Annotated in this window: 18 protein-coding genes, 1 tRNA gene and 1 rRNA gene; 1 reads left to right on the top strand and 19 read right to left on the bottom strand. The window is 55.0% G+C overall.

All coding sequences use genetic code 11. The annotated features are described in order from the left end of the window. Nucleotides 1–42: 42 nt before the first annotated feature. The 8 genes from RZ35_RS14445 to ubiD form a co-directional block, all read right to left on the bottom strand. Nucleotides 43–119: transfer RNA gene (locus RZ35_RS14445), tRNA-Ile, on the bottom strand. 72 nt (nt 120–191) lie between these two features. After that, a 16S ribosomal RNA gene (locus RZ35_RS14440) occupies nt 192–1,733 on the bottom strand. Between the two features lie 372 nt (nt 1,734–2,105). Further along, complete coding sequence (hemG, locus tag RZ35_RS14435; RefSeq protein WP_026743959.1) at nt 2,106–2,648, bottom strand: menaquinone-dependent protoporphyrinogen IX dehydrogenase; 543 nt, start codon at nt 2,646–2,648, stop codon at nt 2,106–2,108. Nucleotides 2,649–2,668: 20 nt separating this feature from the next. Then, entirely contained in the window at nt 2,669–4,120 is a 1,452-nt protein-coding gene (gene trkH / locus RZ35_RS14430) for a Trk system potassium transporter TrkH (protein WP_026743958.1), read from the bottom strand. Nucleotides 4,121–4,165: 45 nt separating this feature from the next. Next, nucleotides 4,166–4,780 carry an IMPACT family protein gene (locus RZ35_RS14425; protein WP_026743957.1) on the bottom strand — a complete coding sequence of 205 codons (615 nt, stop codon included), beginning with the start codon at nt 4,778–4,780 and terminating at the stop codon, nt 4,166–4,168. Next, nucleotides 4,780–6,111, bottom strand: coding sequence for a Xaa-Pro dipeptidase (gene pepQ, locus RZ35_RS14420; RefSeq protein ID WP_026743956.1), 1,332 nt, complete (start codon nt 6,109–6,111; stop codon nt 4,780–4,782). The genes RZ35_RS14425 and pepQ overlap by 1 nt, the downstream gene beginning before the upstream one ends. Before the next feature lie 259 nt (nt 6,112–6,370). Continuing rightward, nucleotides 6,371–7,072: an NAD(P)H-flavin reductase gene (fre, locus tag RZ35_RS14415; protein ID WP_026743955.1), complete on the bottom strand. Its 702-nt coding sequence runs from the start codon at nt 7,070–7,072 to the stop codon at nt 6,371–6,373. A gap of 54 nt (nt 7,073–7,126) precedes the next feature. After that, a complete protein-coding gene (ubiD, locus tag RZ35_RS14410) occupies nt 7,127–8,623 on the bottom strand; it encodes a 4-hydroxy-3-polyprenylbenzoate decarboxylase (RefSeq protein ID WP_026743954.1) in 1,497 nt (498 codons plus the stop codon). Between the two features lie 123 nt (nt 8,624–8,746). On the opposite strand from ubiD, the gene rfaH reads away from it, so the two are divergent. Next, nucleotides 8,747–9,235, top strand: a complete 489-nt coding sequence (gene rfaH, locus RZ35_RS14405) for a transcription/translation regulatory transformer protein RfaH (protein ID WP_026743953.1) — start codon at nt 8,747–8,749, stop codon at nt 9,233–9,235. Nucleotides 9,236–9,247: 12 nt separating this feature from the next. On the opposite strand, the gene hemB is transcribed toward rfaH, so the two are convergent. From hemB to argB, 11 genes are all read right to left on the bottom strand, one after another. Continuing rightward, on the bottom strand, nt 9,248–10,270 hold the full coding sequence (gene hemB / locus RZ35_RS14400; protein ID WP_026743952.1) for a porphobilinogen synthase: 1,023 nt from the start codon (nt 10,268–10,270) through the stop codon (nt 9,248–9,250). Between the two features lie 4 nt (nt 10,271–10,274). Beyond that, complete coding sequence (tatD, locus tag RZ35_RS14395) at nt 10,275–11,069, bottom strand: 3'-5' ssDNA/RNA exonuclease TatD (protein ID WP_026743951.1); 795 nt, start codon at nt 11,067–11,069, stop codon at nt 10,275–10,277. A gap of 139 nt (nt 11,070–11,208) precedes the next feature. Further along, nucleotides 11,209–11,970, bottom strand: coding sequence for a Sec-independent protein translocase subunit TatC (gene tatC, locus RZ35_RS14390; RefSeq protein WP_026743950.1), 762 nt, complete (start codon nt 11,968–11,970; stop codon nt 11,209–11,211). 3 nt (nt 11,971–11,973) lie between these two features. Then, complete coding sequence (tatB, locus tag RZ35_RS14385) at nt 11,974–12,507, bottom strand: Sec-independent protein translocase protein TatB (protein ID WP_026743949.1); 534 nt, start codon at nt 12,505–12,507, stop codon at nt 11,974–11,976. Between the two features lie 3 nt (nt 12,508–12,510). Then, on the bottom strand, nt 12,511–12,771 hold the full coding sequence (gene tatA / locus RZ35_RS14380) for a Sec-independent protein translocase subunit TatA (RefSeq protein ID WP_026738417.1): 261 nt from the start codon (nt 12,769–12,771) through the stop codon (nt 12,511–12,513). 78 nt (nt 12,772–12,849) lie between these two features. Next, nucleotides 12,850–14,487, bottom strand: coding sequence for a ubiquinone biosynthesis regulatory protein kinase UbiB (gene ubiB / locus RZ35_RS14375; RefSeq protein WP_026743948.1), 1,638 nt, complete (start codon nt 14,485–14,487; stop codon nt 12,850–12,852). Further along, on the bottom strand, nt 14,484–15,092 hold the full coding sequence (gene ubiJ, locus RZ35_RS14370) for a ubiquinone biosynthesis protein UbiJ (RefSeq protein ID WP_026743947.1): 609 nt from the start codon (nt 15,090–15,092) through the stop codon (nt 14,484–14,486). The genes ubiB and ubiJ overlap by 4 nt, the downstream gene beginning before the upstream one ends. 14 nt (nt 15,093–15,106) lie before the next feature. Further along, the gene (ubiE, locus tag RZ35_RS14365) at nt 15,107–15,862 is read right to left on the bottom strand and encodes a bifunctional demethylmenaquinone methyltransferase/2-methoxy-6-polyprenyl-1,4-benzoquinol methylase UbiE (protein WP_026743946.1); all 756 of its coding nucleotides are present in this window, start codon (nt 15,860–15,862) and stop codon (nt 15,107–15,109) included. A 158-nt stretch (nt 15,863–16,020) separates the two neighbouring features. Then, nucleotides 16,021–17,529 (bottom strand): DNA recombination protein RmuC, encoded by a 1,509-nt coding sequence (gene rmuC, locus RZ35_RS14360; protein ID WP_026743945.1) that lies wholly within the window; start codon nt 17,527–17,529, stop codon nt 16,021–16,023. A 170-nt stretch (nt 17,530–17,699) separates the two neighbouring features. After that, nucleotides 17,700–19,073, bottom strand: coding sequence for an argininosuccinate lyase (gene argH, locus RZ35_RS14355; RefSeq protein WP_026743944.1), 1,374 nt, complete (start codon nt 19,071–19,073; stop codon nt 17,700–17,702). A 118-nt stretch (nt 19,074–19,191) separates the two neighbouring features. Continuing rightward, nucleotides 19,192–19,965 (bottom strand): acetylglutamate kinase, encoded by a 774-nt coding sequence (argB, locus tag RZ35_RS14350; RefSeq protein ID WP_026743943.1) that lies wholly within the window; start codon nt 19,963–19,965, stop codon nt 19,192–19,194. Nucleotides 19,966–19,973: the final 8 nt, after the last annotated feature.

Raw genomic sequence — 19,973 nt, 5'->3', positions numbered from 1 at the left:
CTTGTAAACAAGCCTGAGCATAACGCAGCATAAGAGAAAATTTGGTAGGCCTGAGTGGACTTGAACCACCGACCTCACCCTTATCAGGGGTGCGCTCTAACCACCTGAGCTACAAGCCTATAAAGGTATTTCTNCTCGTTCTTCTTTCATCAGACAATCTGTGTGAGCACTTCACTAGCACTTCACTTTGGTAAGGAGGTGATCCAACCGCAGGTTCCCCTACGGTTACCTTGTTACGACTTCACCCCAGTCATGAATCACAAAGTGGTAAGCGCCCTCCCGAAGGTTAAGCTACCTACTTCTTTTGCAACCCACTCCCATGGTGTGACGGGCGGTGTGTACAAGGCCCGGGAACGTATTCACCGTAGCATTCTGATCTACGATTACTAGCGATTCCGACTTCATGGAGTCGAGTTGCAGACTCCAATCCGGACTACGACGCACTTTATGAGGTCCGCTCACTCTCGCAAGTTCGCTTCTCTTTGTATGCGCCATTGTAGCACGTGTGTAGCCCTACTCGTAAGGGCCATGATGACTTGACGTCATCCCCACCTTCCTCCGGTTTATCACCGGCAGTCTCCTTTGAGTTCCCGACCGAATCGCTGGCAACNAAGGATAAGGGTTGCGCTCGTTGCGGGACTTAACCCAACATTTCACAACACGAGCTGACGACAGCCATGCAGCACCTGTCTCAGAGCTCCCGAAGGCACCAAGGCATCTCTGCCAAGTTCTCTGGATGTCAAGAGTAGGTAAGGTTCTTCGCGTTGCATCGAATTAAACCACATGCTCCACCGCTTGTGCGGGCCCCCGTCAATTCATTTGAGTTTTAACCTTGCGGCCGTACTCCCCAGGCGGTCGACTTAACGCGTTAGCTCCGGAAGCCACAGTTCAAGACCGCAACCTCCAAGTCGACATCGTTTACAGCGTGGACTACCAGGGTATCTAATCCTGTTTGCTCCCCACGCTTTCGCACCTGAGCGTCAGTCTTTGTCCAGGGGGCCGCCTTCGCCACCGGTATTCCTCCAGATCTCTACGCATTTCACCGCTACACCTGGAATTCTACCCCCCTCTACAAGACTCTAGCCTGCCAGTTTCAAATGCAGTTCCCAAGTTAAGCTCGGGGATTTCACATCTGACTTAACAAACCGCCTGCGTGCGCTTTACGCCCAGTCATTCCGATTAACGCTTGCACCCTCCGTATTACCGCGGCTGCTGGCACGGAGTTAGCCGGTGCTTCTTCTGCGGGTAACGTCAATCAGCGAACGTATTAAGTTCACTGCCTTCCTCCCCGCTGAAAGTACTTTACAACCCGAAGGCCTTCTTCATACACGCGGCATGGCTGCATCAGGGTTTCCCCCATTGTGCAATATTCCCCACTGCTGCCTCCCGTAGGAGTCTGGACCGTGTCTCAGTTCCAGTGTGGCTGGTCATCCTCTCAGACCAGCTAGAGATCGTCGCCTAGGTGGGCCTTTACCCCGCCTACTAGCTAATCCCATCTGGGTTCATCCGATGGTGTGAGGCCCGAAGGTCCCCCACTTTGGTCTTGCGACGTTATGCGGTATTAGCTACCGTTTCCAGTAGTTATCCCCCTCCATCGGNCAGATCCCCAGACATTACTCACCCGTCCGCCGCTCNCCGGNAAGGAAGCAAGCTTCCTTCCGCTGCCGCTCGACTTGCATGTGTTAGGCCTGCCGCCAGCGTTCAATCTGAGCCATGATCAAACTCTTCAATTAAAAGCTTGATTTGCTAAGTTAATAGCGATGCTCAAAGAATTTACTGTTCATTCGTAATGAATTAACTGTTGTTCACTCTTCAAGACTTTTTCGTATCTGATTGCGATAGTGTCTTGTGAGTGCCCACACAGATTGTCTGATTAAATTGTTAAAGAGCAGCGCCACTTTCAGTGGCCGCGGGCCGCATATACTACGGATTCCGCGTTTGAAGTCAACGACTTTCTTCGTCTTTCTTCGACTGCCACCGCGTTGCGTTGTCCGCTGCGCCGTGTCAGTGGGAGCGCATTATAGGGAGTTATTTCAGGCTGACAAGCGCTAAATGAAAAAAGATATTCAAACGAGTTTTTTTCGGTCAATACGCTGTAATAATCTTCATTGCGCCTTTTTTTTCAGCGTTAATTGACCGAATTGCTGGGCAAAGTCTCGGACCTGATGCCAGTCAGTATATTCAATCTCACGCGAGGTATCCGTCTCCCCACCCGTCATTCGCATGATCAACTGAATCATGATGCGGTCAAACCATCGATAGCGAGGATAACGCAGCGCCCCGGCGAATACCGCGCCCAAATCGGGTTTCCAGGGACAACGCATTAAAAATTTGCGCGTATAAGCATTGGTTTGTACCGTGCTTTTTTCAGGTTTGCGCGCTGTGAGATTCACCGAAAAGAAAGCGCTCGGCTTATTTTGCAGTAAAGCCAGGTTGCGCTGAATAAACTGGTCCAGCGCAGGTGCAAAATGTCCGTAGCGTACGGATGCCCCCAAGAGAATTTTCGTGTACTGGGTAAGTTCGACCTTATCGGCATCGTCAATATTGACGACATCGCATACTTGCGTTTCTTTCAGTTCATCGGCAATGACATTAGCTATCGCCTCTGTTTGGCCATCTGTACTGGAAAACAGGATCAATGCTTTCATTCTAAGGAAACCTCTTTTTGTTATTCCCGCCAGAAGGTCGGCGTAAACAGCACCAACAGCGTGAATACTTCGAGACGGCCAAACAGCATCGTCAATATGAGTATCCATTTTGCAGCATCGTTCATTGAGGTGAAGTTGTCCGCCACCACGCCTAGACCGGGACCAAGATTGTTTAGCGTAGCTGCAACGGCGGCAAACGCCGAAAAATCGTCAACGCCGGTCGCGATAACGGCCAACATACTGACGATGAATACCAGCGCATAGGCAGAAAAGAACCCCCATACGGCTTCCAGTATTCTTTCCGGCAACGCGCGCTGCCCCAGCTTAATGGTATAGACCGCATTGGGGTGAACCAGTCGCTTAAGTTCACGCGAACCCTGTAAGAACAGCAGCAAGATACGGATAACTTTAAGTCCACCGCCCGTTGAACCTGCACAACCACCAATAAAGGCTGCACACAGAAGCAACACCGGCAGGAACAACGGCCAATGCGATATGCTGTCCGTTGTAAACCCGGCGGTCGTCGCCATCGAAACCACCTGGAAAAACGCCTGATTCAGCGTATCGATCCCCGAGCTGTACACATTATGGAACCACAGTACGACTGTACAAACGACCACCAAAGACATCTGGACAAAAATGAACATGCGGAATTCGGGATCGCGCCAATACACTTTCAGGCTGCGTCCACTTAATACGGCGAAATGAAGGCCGAAGTTACAGCCTGAAATGAGTAGGAAAATCGCAATAATGGTATTGATAGTAGAGCTGTTGAAGTAGCCGATGCTCGCATCATGCGTAGAAAAGCCCCCTATCGCAATCGTCGAAAAACTGTGGCCTATGGCATCAAAGACCGGCATTCCCGCCAACCACAGTGACAACGCGCACAACACCGTCAGCAACAGGTAAATCAGCCACAGCGTTTTCGCCGTTTCCGCAATACGAGGCCGCATTTTGTTGTCTTTCAGCGGGCCGGGCATTTCTGCGCGATAGAGCTGCATGCCCCCGACACCTAAAATCGGCAGGATGGCCACCGCCAGCACGATAATCCCCATCCCGCCCATCCACTGCAACATCTGACGGTAGAACAGGATGGCTTTAGGCATCGAATCCAAACCAACCAGTGTCGTCGCCCCGGTCGTCGTCAGTCCGGAAAAGGATTCGAAGAACGCATCCGTTATTGTTAAGTTTGGCCGGTCGGTAAACAGAAAAGGCAGCGCCCCGACGCTTCCCAGCACCGTCCAGAATAGCACCACGATCAAAAAGCCCTCCCGCGCTTTAAGCTCGTGCCGGTGCTTGCGGTTGGGGAACCAGAGCACCAGCCCGATAATCAACGCGGCGATGAATGTCTGAGTAAAGGCTTTACCCGCGCCGTCGCGATAGATGAGCGCCACCAGGCCAGGTATAAACATAGTGCCAGAAAAGAGGATGACCAGCAGGCCAACGATGCGGGTTATGGCGCGCAAGTGCATTACGGGGCCTTCCTTAACAAAAAGTTCAGTGAGTTCGCGCTGGGATTATTGTGAAATTGGCAGTAATTGCAACGCACCGCGACTAATATCTCGTAATCGGCGATCGGCCTCATCGGTGGCGTGTAAAGGCAACGCCAGTTGGAGCCTGACGTCAGCGCCATATTCCGTCGAGACAATCTGCCCTTCCAACTGACGTACGATGACTTCGACAGGCGCCAATAAGGGATAATCACACTGAAGTCGATACTCTCGTAGCAATACCCGCCGTGTAAGCGTGACTTGCTTCAACGCCTGCTGTATACCGCCGCCGTAGGCTCGTACCAACCCGCCAGTGCCAAGCTTGACGCCACCGTAATATCGGACGACGACAGCCGCCACCTCGCCGATACCGCTGCCCATGAGCTGTGCCAGTATCGGTTTGCCCGCCGTGCCCGCCGGTTCACCATCATCGGAGAACCCCAATTGCTGGGAATCAGCGGGCGCGCCCGCCACATAGGCCCAGCAGTGATGAACAGCCGCAGGATGCTGCTCCCGCTGGGCAAGAATAAAGGCTTTAGCCGCCTCTACGCCGCAGGCAGGACTTATCACGCTGATAAAACGACTTTTTTTTATTTCTTCGCTGACGCTGACCTGCTCAGCGGGTACCGGATAAGAAGACATCAGTCCAGATTCAGCGCGCGAGTTAAGTTTTCAATGCGCTTGTCATGGATGACGACGTTATCTTCGATGCGGATACCGCCCGCAGGTCGCAGCGCATCAATCTTCTGCCAGTTGAAATGCTGACGAAGAGCGCTGGCGCGCCAAGGTTCCAGCAGGGAGNCGATGAAGTAGAGTCCGGGCTCGATCGTCACCACCATTCGTGGCTCAAGCATTCGTGTGCAACGCAAATAAGGATAGCACTCGGGCGCGGCCAGCGTGGTGCCCGCATCGTCTTGCATAAACCCGCCGACGTCATGGACCTGCAGCCCCAGAAGATGCCCGAGTCCGTGGGGCAAAAACGGCCGAGTCAGCCCCTGTTCAACCATTGCTTCCTCGCTAAGGCCGCCCACCAGCTTGTGGCGCTTCAGCAGTCCGGCAAGCCGGCGATGCATCTGTTCATGGTATTCGGTATAGCGCACGCCCGATTTCATCGTCTCAATCAGCGCTCGCTGTTCCTGGTTAAGGTCTTTGACCAACGCCGCAAAATCGCTGTCACGCTGAGCGGCATAGCTACGAGTGATATCCGCGGCATATCCGTTGTATTGCGCGCCGGCGTCAATCAGGAAACTGCGAACTTCCCCAGGCACATGATGCTTCAACTGGGTGTAGTGCAACACTGCGGTATGCTCGTTCAACGCCACAATGTTGTCATAAGGCACGTCGCTATCGCGGTGGCCGGTCGCCGTGAGGTACGCAAGGTTAATATCAAACTCGCTCATCCCGGATTGAAATGCTTCCAGCGCGGCGCGGTGACCCGAGACGGCGGTTTTCTGCGCTTCGCGCATGCAAGTCAGCTCGTAATCGGTTTTGTAGGCGCGGTAATAGTGAAGGTAGTTCAACACGCTTTGGGGATTGATGTGCTCAGGCGTCATGCCGAGTTCAGCTGCACGTTGTATGGCGCTGCCGATATAGCCCACATTCTGCCGCGGCGCAGGCAGCACGTGTCCGATATCGTCAGCCTCTTGAAACACCTGAATGTCGAACTCTTTCGTCCAGAAGCTATCCGGCAGCGGAGAGACGCTGTGCCAAAAATCAACGGGAGAATGAAACCATAACCGCGGTTTATTCACTCCGTCGACCCATAGCCAACAATTCGGCACCCGCGTCACCGGCAGCCACGCTTTGAAATGCGGATTCACTTTGAACGGATAGTCGTGGTCGTCCAGGAACAGCGTCATCAGCTCCCCGGAGTGGATCAGCAACGCATCCAGATTGCCGCGTTCAAGCGCAGTCTTCGTGCGTTCTTGCAGCGTCACGACATGTTGATGATACAAAGGGGCCAGCGATTCCATCAGTATCTCCATCTATCACAGCGTATTTTTATGTTAACACAGCGCTGGGGATCCGGCAGTGTCACCCCCGACGCAGGTCAAACAACGGCGAGTCTTTCCTCGCTCTCGCAATCAATCTTAATAACAGAGAGAACAAAAAACGGCCCGATAGATACGCCGAATAATGGACAATCAGAAGCGATTTACACGCACGTACGTAAGCGATAAATGGCAAACCGGCCCCGTGATATACAGAGCCGGATATTGCGAAAGGAGGACCTTAAATGAAGGAAAATGCATCGCCAAACAGATGTTCTTGCTGCGCGCCACGCTCGTTGCAGAAGCGTTCCCGCGCGACTTTCGCCATTTCGAAACGACCGGCGATATAGATGTCATGGCCTGCCAGCGAGCCAAAGTCTTGCAGCACCGCGCTCAGCACCGTACCGGTACGACCTCGCCAGCCGTCTTCCGCCTGTTCAACCACTGGCACAACCTGCAGATTGGGGTGTTGTTCCGCCAACGACTCCAGCGCACTTAAATCATAGAGATGTTGAGGTTCACGCCCGCCCCAGTAGATAGAGACTGGACGCTGCGGCTGATGAGCCAGCACGGTCAGCAAAATCGAACGGACATAGGAAAAGCCGGTGCCGCCCGCGACCAAAATCAAAGGACGATTGCTATCGTCTCGCAACCAGGCCTCGCCATGTGGAACATCCACTTCCAGAGTGTCTTCTTTCAGGATGCGGTCCATGACGGCCATCGCGTAAAGATTCATGTCCGACGCCCCGATATGCAGCTCGATAAAGTCGGTATCCATTGGCGTCGATGCGATAGAAAACGGGCGCTTATCCCGCTCATCCATCACTACCATCAGATACTGGCCGGCACGGAAGGAAAACGGGGCTGAAGGTAATAAACGGACCCGATAAACCGTATCGGTAATCGTTTCTACTGATGTTACTTCACAGCTCAATGTTGTCATGCGTTCCCTCTGTAGGGTCATCAAAACGAAATGGGGAATGACAGTTACGGTCGATTAGCGCCGCTTTTCGCTGTCATCGAAAATGGCTAACTCATCCCAGATGGCATCGATACGAGCCACGACCTGTGGATCTTTGGTTATCGGTTGTCCCCATTCTCGCTGGGTCTCGCCCGGCCATTTATTAGTGGCATCCAGCCCCATTTTGGAGCCAAGCCCGGAAACCGGTGAAGCAAAGTCCAGATAGTCGATGGGCGTATTTTCCACTAACAACGTATCTCGCGCCGGGTCCATTCGCGTCGTGATCGCCCAAATGACATCTTTCCAGTCACGGGCGTTAATATCATCGTCGCAGACGATAACAAATTTGGTATACATAAACTGCCGCAGAAACGACCACACGCCCATCATCACCCGTTTGGCATGCCCAGCGTACTGTTTCTTCATAGTAACGACCGCCAGACGGTAAGAACACCCCTCAGGCGGTAGATAAAAGTCGACGATCTCCGGAAATTGCTTTTGCAACAGCGGCACAAAAACTTCGTTCAACGCCACGCCCAATACCGCCGGCTCATCCGGCGGACGGCCGGTGTAAGTTGAATGGTAGATAGCGTTCTGCCGCTGGGTTATGTGCGTCACCGTGAAGACCGGAAACTGATCGACCTCATTATAGTAGCCGGTGTGATCGCCGTAAGGACCTTCCTCCGCCACCTCTCCCGGTTCAATATACCCTTCCAGCACAATCTCCGCGCTGGCTGGCACGTCCAAATCGCAGGATAAACATTTCACCACCTCGGTCTTATGGCCGCGCAGCAGTCCGGCAAAGGCATATTCGGATAACGAATCCGGTACCGGCGTCACCGCACCGAGAATAGTCGCCGGGTCGGCTCCCAGCGCCACGGCGACGGGGAAACGTTCACCAGGATGTTCCTGGCACCNCTCCTGGAAATCCAGCGCCCCGCCCCGATGAGACAGCCAGCGCATGATCAGCTTATTTTTACCCAGTACCTGTTGGCGATAGATCCCCAGATTCTGCCGCTCCTTAAACGGACCCCGGGTGACCGTCAGTCCCCAGGTGATCAACGGTGCCGCGTCGCCAGGCCAGCAATGCATCACAGGAATGCGCGTCAGGTCCACATCGTCGCCCTGCCATACGTTCTCCTGACAGGCGGCGGAGGACACGCGCTTCGTCGGCATATTCAGTACCTGACGAAAGCGGGGAAGCTTGTCCATCAAGTCACGGAATCCGCGCGGAGGTTCAGGCTCTTTCAAAAATGCCAGCAGTCGACCGACATCCCTCAATGCGCTGACGTCATCCTGGCCCATCCCCAACGCGACGCGTTTTGGCGTGCCGAACAGGTTGCACAGGACCGGCATGTCGTAGCCGATCGGGTTTTCGAACAGCAGCGCCGGGCCTTCGGCTCGTAGAGTACGATCCGCAATCTCGGTCATTTCAAGATGAGGATCGATGGGCTGGGTAATGCGTTTTAGCTCGCCCTTCTCTTCGAGACGGGAAAGGAATTCACGTAAATCACGGTATTTCATGCTGTTCATCAGGACGTTCGGTGGTGCAGTCATTATAAAGTTTCTTCTACAAACTGTCGCTTCCTGCGGGCGCTATTTATCCCGTGCCGCTTTTGTTATTCTTGCCGAAAATTGCAATAGATTAGTGAAATTATGGAATCCTGGTATCTACTTTACTGTAAGCGCGGGCAGCTATTGCGGGCAAAAGAGCATCTGGAACGTCAGACTGTCAACTGCCTGAGCCCGATGATTACCATTGAAAAGGTTGTGCGCGGAAAACGTACCGAGGTCAGCGAACCGCTGTTTCCCAATTATCTGTTTGTCGCTTTCGATCCCGAACACATTCACACCACCACGATTAGTGCGACGCGCGGCGTCAGCCACTTCGTCCGTTTTGGCGCGCTGCCCGCGACGGTGCCTCAGGGGGTGATTGACGAACTAGCCCTGAACCCGACGTTAGTAGTGACGGACCCGGAAACCCCGCAGCCAGGCGACACCGTGACGATTACGGAAGGGACATTCAATGGGTTGGAAGCCATCTATGCGGAGCCAGATGGTGAGGCGCGGTCCATGCTGCTGCTTAACCTGCTGAATAAACAGGTTAAGCAGAGTATTGATAACCGCCAGTTCAAAAAATGCTGACGGCCATTGCCGTCAGCGCTGCAGAGACTCCTCACGCAGCNACTGCGCCACACGTTTCGCGAAGTAGGTCAACACCCCATCCGCTCCGGCGCGTTTAAAGCACATTAGGGACTCCATCACCACCGGTTGCTCCTGCAGCCAGCCATTCTGAATCGCCGCCATCTGCATCGCATATTCACCGGACACCTGATAGGCAAACGTCGGCACGCCAAAGGTATCTTTCACCTGACGGACCACGTCAAGATACGGCATTCCCGGCTTCACCATCACCATATCTGCGCCTTCCTGCAGATCCTGGGCGATCTCCTGAAGCGCTTCCGCACCATTCGCTGGATCCATTTGATAGGTCTTCTTGTTACCGCCTTTCAGGTTGCCGGAGGAACCCAACGCATCGCGGAAAGGTCCGTAAAAACAGGAGGCATATTTAGCGGAATACGCCATTATCTGGGTATTCACCAGCCCCTGAGTTTCCAGTTGGTTACGAATGGCGCCGATGCGACCGTCCATCATGTCGCTGGGGGCAACGATTTCCGCGCCTGCATCCGCGTGAGACAATGCCTGGCGAACCAGGATGGTTTTCGTGATGTCGTTTACGACATAGCCGTCGTCGTCGATGATCCCATCCTGCCCGTGAGTGGTATAAGGGTCCAGCGCCACGTCAGTCAGTAGTCCCAGCTCAGGCACCGCAGCCTTCAACGCACGCACCGCGCGCTGTACCAACCCGTCCGGGTTGTATGACTCTTCTGCGTGAAGCGACTTCTTATCCGCTTCGATCACGGGAAAGAGCGACAATACGGGAATACCTAGTTTGGCGACGATTTCCGCCTCTTTCACCAGTTCGTCTATCGTCAGGCGATACACGCCCGGCATAGATGGCNCTTCCTGACGCGTCGCTTTGCCTTCCATGACAAACACAGGGTAGATGAGGTCGTTTACGGTCACCTGATTTTCGGCCACCAGACGGCGGCTGAAGTCATGACGACGCAGTCGGCGCAGACGTCGTCCAGGGAATGCGCCGGGAAAAGCAGTGCTCATAGAATTATTCTCCAGTCGAAGCCAGCCGGAAAATCCGGCGGGCATTGTCATCCGTCATCGCGCCCAGCCAAACGGCGTCTTGTCCGCGCCAGGCGGCTACCTGCCGGACAATATGGGGAAGATGACAGGGTTCATTACGTCGGGAAGTGGGTTTAGGCTTTAAATCCCGCGGTAGCAAGTAAGGCGCATCCGTTTCCAACAGTAGCCGCTCGTCCGGAATGTGCGGCAGTAGTTCGCGCAGCGCCAGACCTCGGCGTTCATCGCAGACCCAGCCGGTGATGCCAACCATCAGTCCGGCATTCAGGCAGTCGCTTAACGCCTGACGATCGCCCGTAAAGCAGTGAACCACGGCGGCGGGCACTTTATCCAGCCACGGTTGCAGCAACGCCATGAAGCGTTCGTGCGCGTCACGGCAGTGCAGAAACACTGGCAGAGACAGTTCGGCAGCCAGCGCCAGTTGGGCACTGAATGCGTATTCCTGCTGCTCGGGGGAAGAGAAGTTGCGATTAAAGTCCAGACCGCATTCGCCAATAGCGACGACTTTATCGCGCTGACCCAACCGGTGAATTCGCTCAGCCACTGTTTCTGTCCAGGTGCTGGCGTCATGTGGATGAACGCCGGCGGTCGACCAGCAGTAATCGGGAACAGCTTCGCTCAATGCCAGCGCCTGTTCGCTTTCTTCGGCGCTGGTGCCGGTAATCAACAGGCCGGTGACGCCAGCCTCGCGGGCACGCCGCACCACCTGTGCGCGATCTTTATCAAACTGTGAGCTGGTGAGGTTAACTCCAATATCAAACATCGACGTCAGTCCTGCGGTTCACATCTGTTGTCCCATGTGTCTCGAGACGCTCAAAAAACAACACCTCTCGGCGAGAGGTGTCCAATATGACGTTTTGACCGCGCTGCGGCGGCGCCGGGCTTTCCAGTCATCGCCGCCGTTACGGCGCAGGCTCTTCAGGATTTTCCTCGTCATTTCGACGTCCTTTGCCAACGTAGAAGCGGGCAAAAAAGACCCCTATCTCGAATAACAGATACATCGGTATCGCGAGGAGAGTTTGGGAAAATACGTCCGGCGGCGTCAGCAGCATACCGACGACAAATGCGCCAACCAGTACATAAGGGCGTTTCTGCTTGAGCTCTTGCGGCGTCACCACACCGCTCCAGCACAGCAGCACAATCGCCACCGGCACTTCGAACGACACGCCAAACGCCATAAACAGCGCCATGACGAAATCCAGATAATTGTTGATATCGGTCGCAATCATCACGCCGGCAGGCGCAGTCTGGGCAAAGAAACTGAATGCCAGCGGAAAGACGATGAAATAAGCGAAGGCCATGCCGAGATAAAACAACAAGCTGCTGGAGAACAACAGCGGCATCATCAGACGACGTTCATGCTTGTACAACGCCGGCGCCACAAAGGCCCAAACCTGATATAGCACCAGCGGCGCGGAGGCAAACACCGAAACAATCAGGGTCAGTTTGATGGGGGTAAAGAATGGCGAGGCAACATCGGTCGCAATCATGCTGGCGCCAGCGGGAAGCTGTTTGATTAACGGTGCGGAGACAATCTGATAGATATCATTCGCGAAGTAGACCAACACGACAAAGACTGCCAGAACACAAAGAATACTATTCAACAACCGCTTACGAAGCTCGATCAAATGGCTGATCAGCGGCTGGGTTTCATCAACGGCCATAGATTAAAGATCATCACGTGGTTGAGAGGGAGACGAGGATGTCGCGGCGGGCAAAGGGGTTTTTACCTTGCCGGACTCGCCGGCGGTGTTATCAGCTGTCAGGCTTGAGGCCACGGCGGATTTTTCCATCGCAGGGGACGCCGTCGTCGTTTCATGCTCGATAACCCCATCATGGGCGGCCTCGGGGTCGTTCAACGGCTGGCTAGGCGTGTCGTCTTTCTTTTCTTCGCCCAGTTGTTCCAACGTGTACGTCCGCTTCATGGAGTCCGCTGCTTCCTTTAGCTCATCCATAGACGCTTTTAGCTCAGGCGAGAGATTCTGCAGGTTGCTGGCCTGTTCCNCTTTCTTCAGGCTATCCTGCAACTCTTGCAGCTTCATTTCCTGAACCAGTTCGTTTTGCACCGATGACGCCAGAGAGCGTAAAGCGCGAATCCAGCCCACCACCGTTCTTACCGCCACGGGAAGACGCTCCGGACCTAATACCACCAGTCCGATAACCATCACCAACAGCAGTTCGCTAAAGCCGATATCAAACACCGATTACACCCGCTCTTTTGACTGACTCTTTTCTTCCTGCTTCGTTTCCGGCTGCTGTTCAGCAACGGTTTTCGTGTTGAAATCCGCATCCTGCTGCTGAGCCTTTTCATCCGAGGCAGACGTTTGATCGTCGCTCATCGCTTTCTTGAAGCCTTTAATGGAAGCGCCCAGATCCGAACCCAGCGTTCTTAATTTGTTGGTCCCGAACAGCAACACCACGATGACTGCGATGATCAATAAATTCCAGAGACTAATACCGCCCATGTCACTACCTCTTATGCAAGGGGATTATCAAACTACCGTGTTTTATAACGGCAATCATGCTACTGATTACGATCTTATTCAACGCGTACAACGCCATCCTACGATCCAGGCGACAATCCCGGCGGCGATCATACCGGAGGGCACAATGTTCGCTTCGATGTGGCTGGCCAGCAACACGGTACCGCTCACCAGCAGCGCCGCGCCAACGCCCAAAAGATAACGCGACTGGCCTTGCCGCACCCGCTGAACACGCAGCTCATCCGCTAAATGTTCCATACTCTCTCGCAGCTTTTTATGCTGACGAAGTCCGTCGTAGAGCAGTTCAGGAATTTCAGGCAACTTTTCCGCCCAAAACGGGGCCTTTTGTTTGAACGCCCGCACCATGGCGGGTATACCCNCCTGATCTTTCAACCAGGTTTCGAGAAACGGCTTGGCCGTTTTCCATAAATCCAACTGCGGATAGAGCTGACGCCCGATACCTTCGACGTACAGCAGCGTCTTCTGCAACAAGACCAGCTGCGGCTGCACTTCCATATTGAAGCGACGCGCCGTGTTAAAGAGGTTCAATAATACATGACCGAAAGAAATTTCCGCTAACGGCTTTTCGAATATGGGCTCGCAGACGGTACGAATCGCGAACTCGAACTCTTCGACATTGGTGTCCGCAGGCACCCAACCGGAATCGACATGCAGCTCGGCTACGCGGCGGTAGTCGCGGTTGAAAAAGGCGATAAAGTTCTCCGCCAGATAGCGTTTATCGTCCTTGTTCAAGGAACCGACAATGCCGCAATCGATGCCGATATACAGGGGATCTTCAGGGTGTTCGTAGCTAATGAAAATGTTGCCGGGATGCATATCGGCATGGAAGAAACTGTCGCGAAAAACCTGAGTGAAAAAGACCTGAACCCCGCGTTCCGCCAGCAGCGGCAGGTTCACGCCATGTGCTTTCAACGCGTCCATATCCGACACCGGGATCCCATAAATCCGCTCCATCACCAGCACCCGTTCGGTGCAATAGTCCGAGTAGACTTCCGGCACGTAAAGCAGCCCGCTGTTTTCGAAGTTGCGTCGCAGCTGTATGCCGTTGGCGGCTTCTCGAAGAAGGTTCAACTCATCCAGCAGCGTTTTTTCATATTCGCGCACCACTTCGCGAGGACGCAGGCGACGGCCGTCCGGCATCAGTAGCGGCAGCCAGCTGGCCAACCGTTTCATCAGCTTGATGTCCGCCTGGATGACGGGAAGGATATCCGGGCGAATCACCTTGATGACGATATCTTTGCCCGTCGATTTCAGCTTCGCCGTATGCACTTGGGCGATGGAAGCCGAGGCCAGCGGTTTGGCGTCGAAGTCGTCGAACCAGTTTTCCAACTTGCCGCCCATCGACTTTTCAATTTGCTGGCGCGCCAGTTCTCCGTCGAAAGGTTCGACCTGGTCCTGCAGTTTCGCCAGTTGATCGGCGATGGCGGGAGAAAACAGATCGCGCCGGGTAGACATCATCTGGCCGAATTTGATCCAGACCGGTCCCAGATCTTGCAGAGCCAGACGCAGACGTTCACCCAACGGCTGCTCCTGATGCCGATTAGGCAACCAGAACAACAGGCGCCGTACGAAACGGACGGGGAGGGTTAGCGGCACACGTGGGATCAGTTCGTCAAGTCCGTAGCTCAGCAATACCCAGACAATACGATAAAGGCGAATCAATTCCCCCGGCGTCATCGCGTTTCCTCCAGTTTTGATAATCTTTCAGACAATGCATCCACCGCGCGGTCTAACGCCTCGACTTCATCCCCAAACCACGTTGCCTCCAGTTTTCCCGGAAGCAGACGCCACTCTTCAGTCAGCGTTTCCGACAGATAGTGCCGTTGGCGGCACAGGAAACCGCTGACGGCGCTGACCGTTTTACGCGCAGTCTGACTCAGCCCTTCCGCGGCAATATCGCCCAGGTAAGGGGACAGCCATTCAGCCGGGTCGATTTCCGCCAGATCGAGCAGCGCGATAAATTGCTGAGCCACCTGGATATCGCCTTCTAATGTCAGCTCGCCGCTGCGCATGAGCGCGGACAGCTGCTGACGGTCGCGCAGTTGAATCAGTGCGGACAGTTGAGTCACCAGCCGGCAGTCGGGCGTCGACGCCCATTGGCTGACAACATCCAGCCGCTGTTCGCTGAAAATCAGCACCAGCGGCGCACGCAGCTCGGCGATATCAATACGCAGCGTTTTTCCATGCAGGCGCTGACGGGCCGCCTTCATGCTTCGATCACGAAACAGTAACTGATTGAGCGCCGTTTCCAGCGCAGCCGTCAGTACAGGCATTATCCGCATTGGCATGTTCAAACTCAGAATTTAAACCCGCGATGCAGGGCAACCACCCCGCCGGTCAGATTGTAATAATTGACGTTGTCGAAACCAGCGTCGGCCATCATGGACTTCAACGTGTCCTGGTCCGGATGCATGCGGATGGACTCGGCCAGATAGCGATAGCTGCCCGCGTCGCGCGCCACCATTTCGCCGATGCGCGGCAGCACGTGGAAGGAGTAGAGGTCGTAGACTTTGCTCAACGCTTTCGTCGTCGGTTTGGAAAACTCCAGCACCAGCAGACGACCGCCCGGCTTCAGTACACGAAACATGGAGCGCAGCGCCTGCTCTTTTTCAGTCACGTTGCGAAGGCCGAAAGAGATGGTGATGCAATCGAACGTGTTGTCGGGGAACGGCAAGGCTTCCGCATTCGCCTGCACATAGCTGACGTTGCCGATGACACCTTTGTTGCGCAGCTTTTCCCGTCCGNCTTGCAGCATGGAGGCGTTGATATCCGCCAGTACCACTTCCCCTTCCTCCCCCACCAGACGCGAGAATTTCGCCGTCAGGTCGCCGGTGCCGCCAGCCAAATCCAATACACGTTGACCGCGATGTACGCCGCTGCATTCGATGGTAAAGCGTTTCCAGATACGATGGATGCCGAAAGACATCAGGTCATTCATCAAATCGTACTTTGCCGCCACAGAATGGAAAACGTCAGCCACCATGGTTTCTTTATCGTCTTTCGCCACGGTGCGATAACCAAAGTGCGTTGTTTTCTCCGAATCGTCTGCCATGTTATCCGCCTGCTATTGTCAAAATCCGGGTTTCCCCACTTACCAAGAGTGTAACAGACCCAGATTAAAAGCCACTGCCCTTCTTTGCCGCCGCGGGCTGTCGCGCGTGGGCGTGATCCCGCTCAACGCCGGAAGTTTACACCGCCTGAATAGGCGCGCTAACCGGATTTTTCGTCATCAAACGTTTCATTCGGCGCGTCCTCGTCGGTATGGCACTCCACGCTCATCACGTCCGTATCCGACATCAGCGACGTTTTAATGGGCCGTTTCACTTCCACGCCGAGCGAACGAAATCCCTCGGCCTGGCCGATCAGATTTCCGCGGCCGGACGCCACTTTTTTCATCGCCTGATGATAGCTGCTCTGAGCCCGGTCCAGATTCTGTCCTAACGTCGTCATATCGTCGACGAACAACCGCAGTTTGTCGTATAGACGGGAGGCTCGCTCTGCGATTTGCTGCGCATTACGGCTCTGCTGCTCGTAGCGCCACAGGTTATTGATGGNGCGAAGGGCCACCAGCAGCGTCGTCGGGCTGACCAGCATGATGTTGTTTTTAAGCGCCTCGGTGATCAGCTCCGGCTGCCGGTCTATGGCCAGTAGAAAAGCAGGCTCCACCGGAATAAACATCAGCACATAGTCAAGCGAACGCAAGCCCGGAAGCTGCTGGTAATCTTTACTGCCCAGCAACCGTATGTGGCTGCGAATGGAAACCAGATGTTCATTGAGCGCGGCGCTCCGCTCAAGTTCGTCTTCGCTATTGAAATAGCGTTCGTACGCCACCAGCGACATCTTGGCGTCGACCACGACGTCTTTCCCATGCGGTAAACGGACGATAACATCCGGCTGCATCCTGCCGTTGCTCCCCGTCTGTATGCTGACCTGCGTTTGATATTCGTGCCCTTCCCGTAGCCCGGAGCTTTCCAGCACTCGGCTCAGAACGACTTCGCCCCAGTTTCCCTGCGNTTTGTTGTCGCCTTTCAGTGCCTGAGTCAGATTGACGGCTTCCTGCGCCATGCGGGCGTTGAGCTGCTGAAGATTGCGGATTTCGTGCGCCAGCGTATGGCGCTCGCGCGCTTCCTCGCCAAAGCTGTCCTGTACCTGACGGCGAAANCCATCAAGTTGTTCCCGCAGCGGCGTCAGCAGCCGGTCCAGACTTAACTGGTTTTGCTGGTCAACCTTGCGACCGCTCTGCTCGAAAATACGATTGGCCAGATTTTCGAACTGCGCCGACAGGCGTTGCTCGCTGTTGATCAACAGGCGCTGTTTCTCTTCCGCCGCCAGCCGCGTCTCTTCCAGCCGGATCGTCACCTCCCGCAGCTCCGCTTCCTGCGCGCCGTTGGCCTCTCGCAGCGCGCGCAGCTCCTGATTAAGCTGTTCGCACTCGGCTCGCAGCGCCGTCATCTGCAACAGTTTTTCCTGACCTGCCGCCAACTGACCGTGTAAAAGCCGCAGCTCGCGTTCTTGATCGTTTAACCGAGTCTGATCCTGCTGACGCGCCTCTCGGCTCTCGCTCAGGGCCTGATGCGCCTGCTGCAAAGATTGCTCCTGCAACTGACGTTCGGTTTCATAGCGCGCATGACGCTGCTGCTGTAACAAACTCGCCACCAGCCAGCCGATCATCAGACCGACCACGCTTCCGCCAATGCCGTAAAAAAGGGTGATTGCCACACCGCCTCCGGGTTCTCTTGCCGCTGCCCGTCAAGGTAAAAGCATGCTGTATGGATGTCCAGAACGGATTCAGGTCATTACCGTGATTTGAAAGAAAAAAAGGGGAAAATGCGATACGGATTCAGGTGTGGAGTGAAACGGAGGCGGAAAGCATCCGCCTCCTTGATGCATCAGGATAGGCTTTGTTTGGCAACCGCGATAGCCGCAGCCACCTGCTGCGGAGACACGCCGCCTTGCGCCGCGCGCTTATCCAGACAGGATTGCAGCGACAACACGGGGTACACGTCGTCTTCAATGACTCCGCTGAACGTTTTCAATTCGGCCAATGATAGTGCTTCCAGCGCTTTTCCCTGACGGATGGCTTCCACCACCGCTTCGCCCACGATGTGGTGCGCTTCACGGAACGGGACACCTTTAGCAACCAGATAGTCCGCCAGTTCGGTGGCGTTGGCATAGCCTTGCTCTGCCGCTTCCTGGCAACGAGGACGCTTAACCTGAATGCCTTCCAGCACCAGCGCGGCCATCATCAGGCTGTCATGCCAGGTATCCAGCGCATCGAACAAACCCTCTTTGTCTTCCTGCATGTCTTTATTGTAAGCCAGCGGCAACCCTTTCAAAGTGACCATCATGCCCGCCAGCGCGCCCTGTACGCGTCCGCATTTACCGCGGATCAACTCCAGCGCATCCGGATTTTTCTTCTGAGGCATCAGGGAAGAGCCGGAAGTTACGCGGTCGGACAACTCCACGAATGCGGCTTCCCCGCTGTTGAAGAAAATCAGGTCTTCCGCGAAACGAGACAGGTGCACCATGCCGATAGACGCGTTGGACAACAACTCCAGAACATGGNCGCGATCAGACACCGTGTCCAGACTGTTGCGCGTCGCGGAGGCGAAGCCAAGCCAGCCGGCCAACTGCTCACGGTCGATAGGATAGGCCGTCCCCGCCAGCGCGCCGCAGCCCAGCGGACTGACGTCCAGACGAGCCAGTGTATCGGCTAAACGGCTTTCGTCACGCGCCAACATCTCGTGATAGGCCAGACACCAGTGAGCAAACGTTACCGGCTGAGCGCGCTGGAGATGGGTGTAACCCGGCATGACCGCATCCTGATTCGCCTCCGCCGTCGCCACCAGCGCCTCGCGCAGATGCCGAAGGGTCTCCGTCAGTTCACCAATTTGCGCTTTGCACCATAGCTTAAGGTCCGTCGCGACCTGATCGTTACGACTACGGCCGGTATGCAGTTTTTTACCCAGATCGCCCNCTTTCTCAATCAGGCGTTGCTCCACCCAACTGTGAATATCTTCGGCATCGCTTTGCAAAATGGCATGAGGATCGGCCTGAACTTCCTTTAACAGGGCCGTTAAAGCCTGCTCCAACTGCTGCTGTTCCTGTTCGCTCAGGACATTGACCGTCACCAGCGCTTTAGACCACCCGATGGAGCCCGTGATGTCCTGTTCCGCCAAACGGTAATCAAACCGCAGTGAATCGTTGAACTGTTTAAAACGTTGATCTGCTGCCTGGCTAAACCGTCCGCCCCACAAAGCCATAACTTTAACTCCTGGTATTCAAATGATGACGAGCGGATGGCGCTCCATCGCCCGCCAGAAAGACTGTCTTACGCCGACTCGCCCGGCACGGGCGAATCCGGTGTAGATAAATGCGGCATTACGCCGAAATACGCGTGCCGATAGAGACGCCGTTAAACAACGTCGGCAGCAGCTCGGCATGACGCCAACTGGCGATATCCACGGGCCGCCTCAATACACGCGCGGCTTCCAGCGCGGCGTTGACCTTGACCACCATGCCGTCGGTGATGATGCCTTGGGCAATTAACGCCTCGGCCTTCTCCGCCGTCATCTCTTCGATACGCTGGCCTTTGCCGTCCAGAATACCGCTGACGTCAGAGAGCAAAATCAGGTCCGCGCCCAGCGTTTGAGCCAGCGCCGTCGCCGCCTGGTCAGCGTTGACGTTCATGAGTTCACCTTCCGCAGTTATGCCGATGGAGCTGATGACGGGCAGATAACCGGCCCCCAGTAGCGTTGTGAGTAAAGCGGGAGAACCTGCTTCCGCCTTGCCGACATGACCCAACTCGTCGTCCAGCCGCGTCACCACCGTACTGCCGCCATCAGCCAGACACAGCCCGACGGCCTGAATGCCGTGCTTTACCGCCCATGACAGCAGCGTTTTGTTGGCGGAACCCGCCAGCGCCCCGGTGATGATGTCGATCTGATCCGCAGGCGTAACGCGCAGACCCTGTTTTTTCACGACGGGCAGCGACAGCTTTTTCATCAGGTCGTCGACCAGACAACCGCCGCCGTGCACGATGACCAGAGGGCGCTGATGCTGCTGACGATACTCAACCAGCGCGTCGAACAAACGCATTAGCGCCTCTTCACTATCCAACAATACGCCACCTAGCTTGATAATTAACGGATTCATGGGTCTTT

The sequence above is a fragment of the Lonsdalea quercina subsp. quercina genome, assembly GCF_000688655.1.
Classification (GTDB): Bacteria; Pseudomonadota; Gammaproteobacteria; order Enterobacterales; family Enterobacteriaceae; genus Lonsdalea; species Lonsdalea quercina.
Note: the sequence above shows the minus strand (reverse complement) of the source record. Positions and strands in the feature narration are given on the sequence as shown.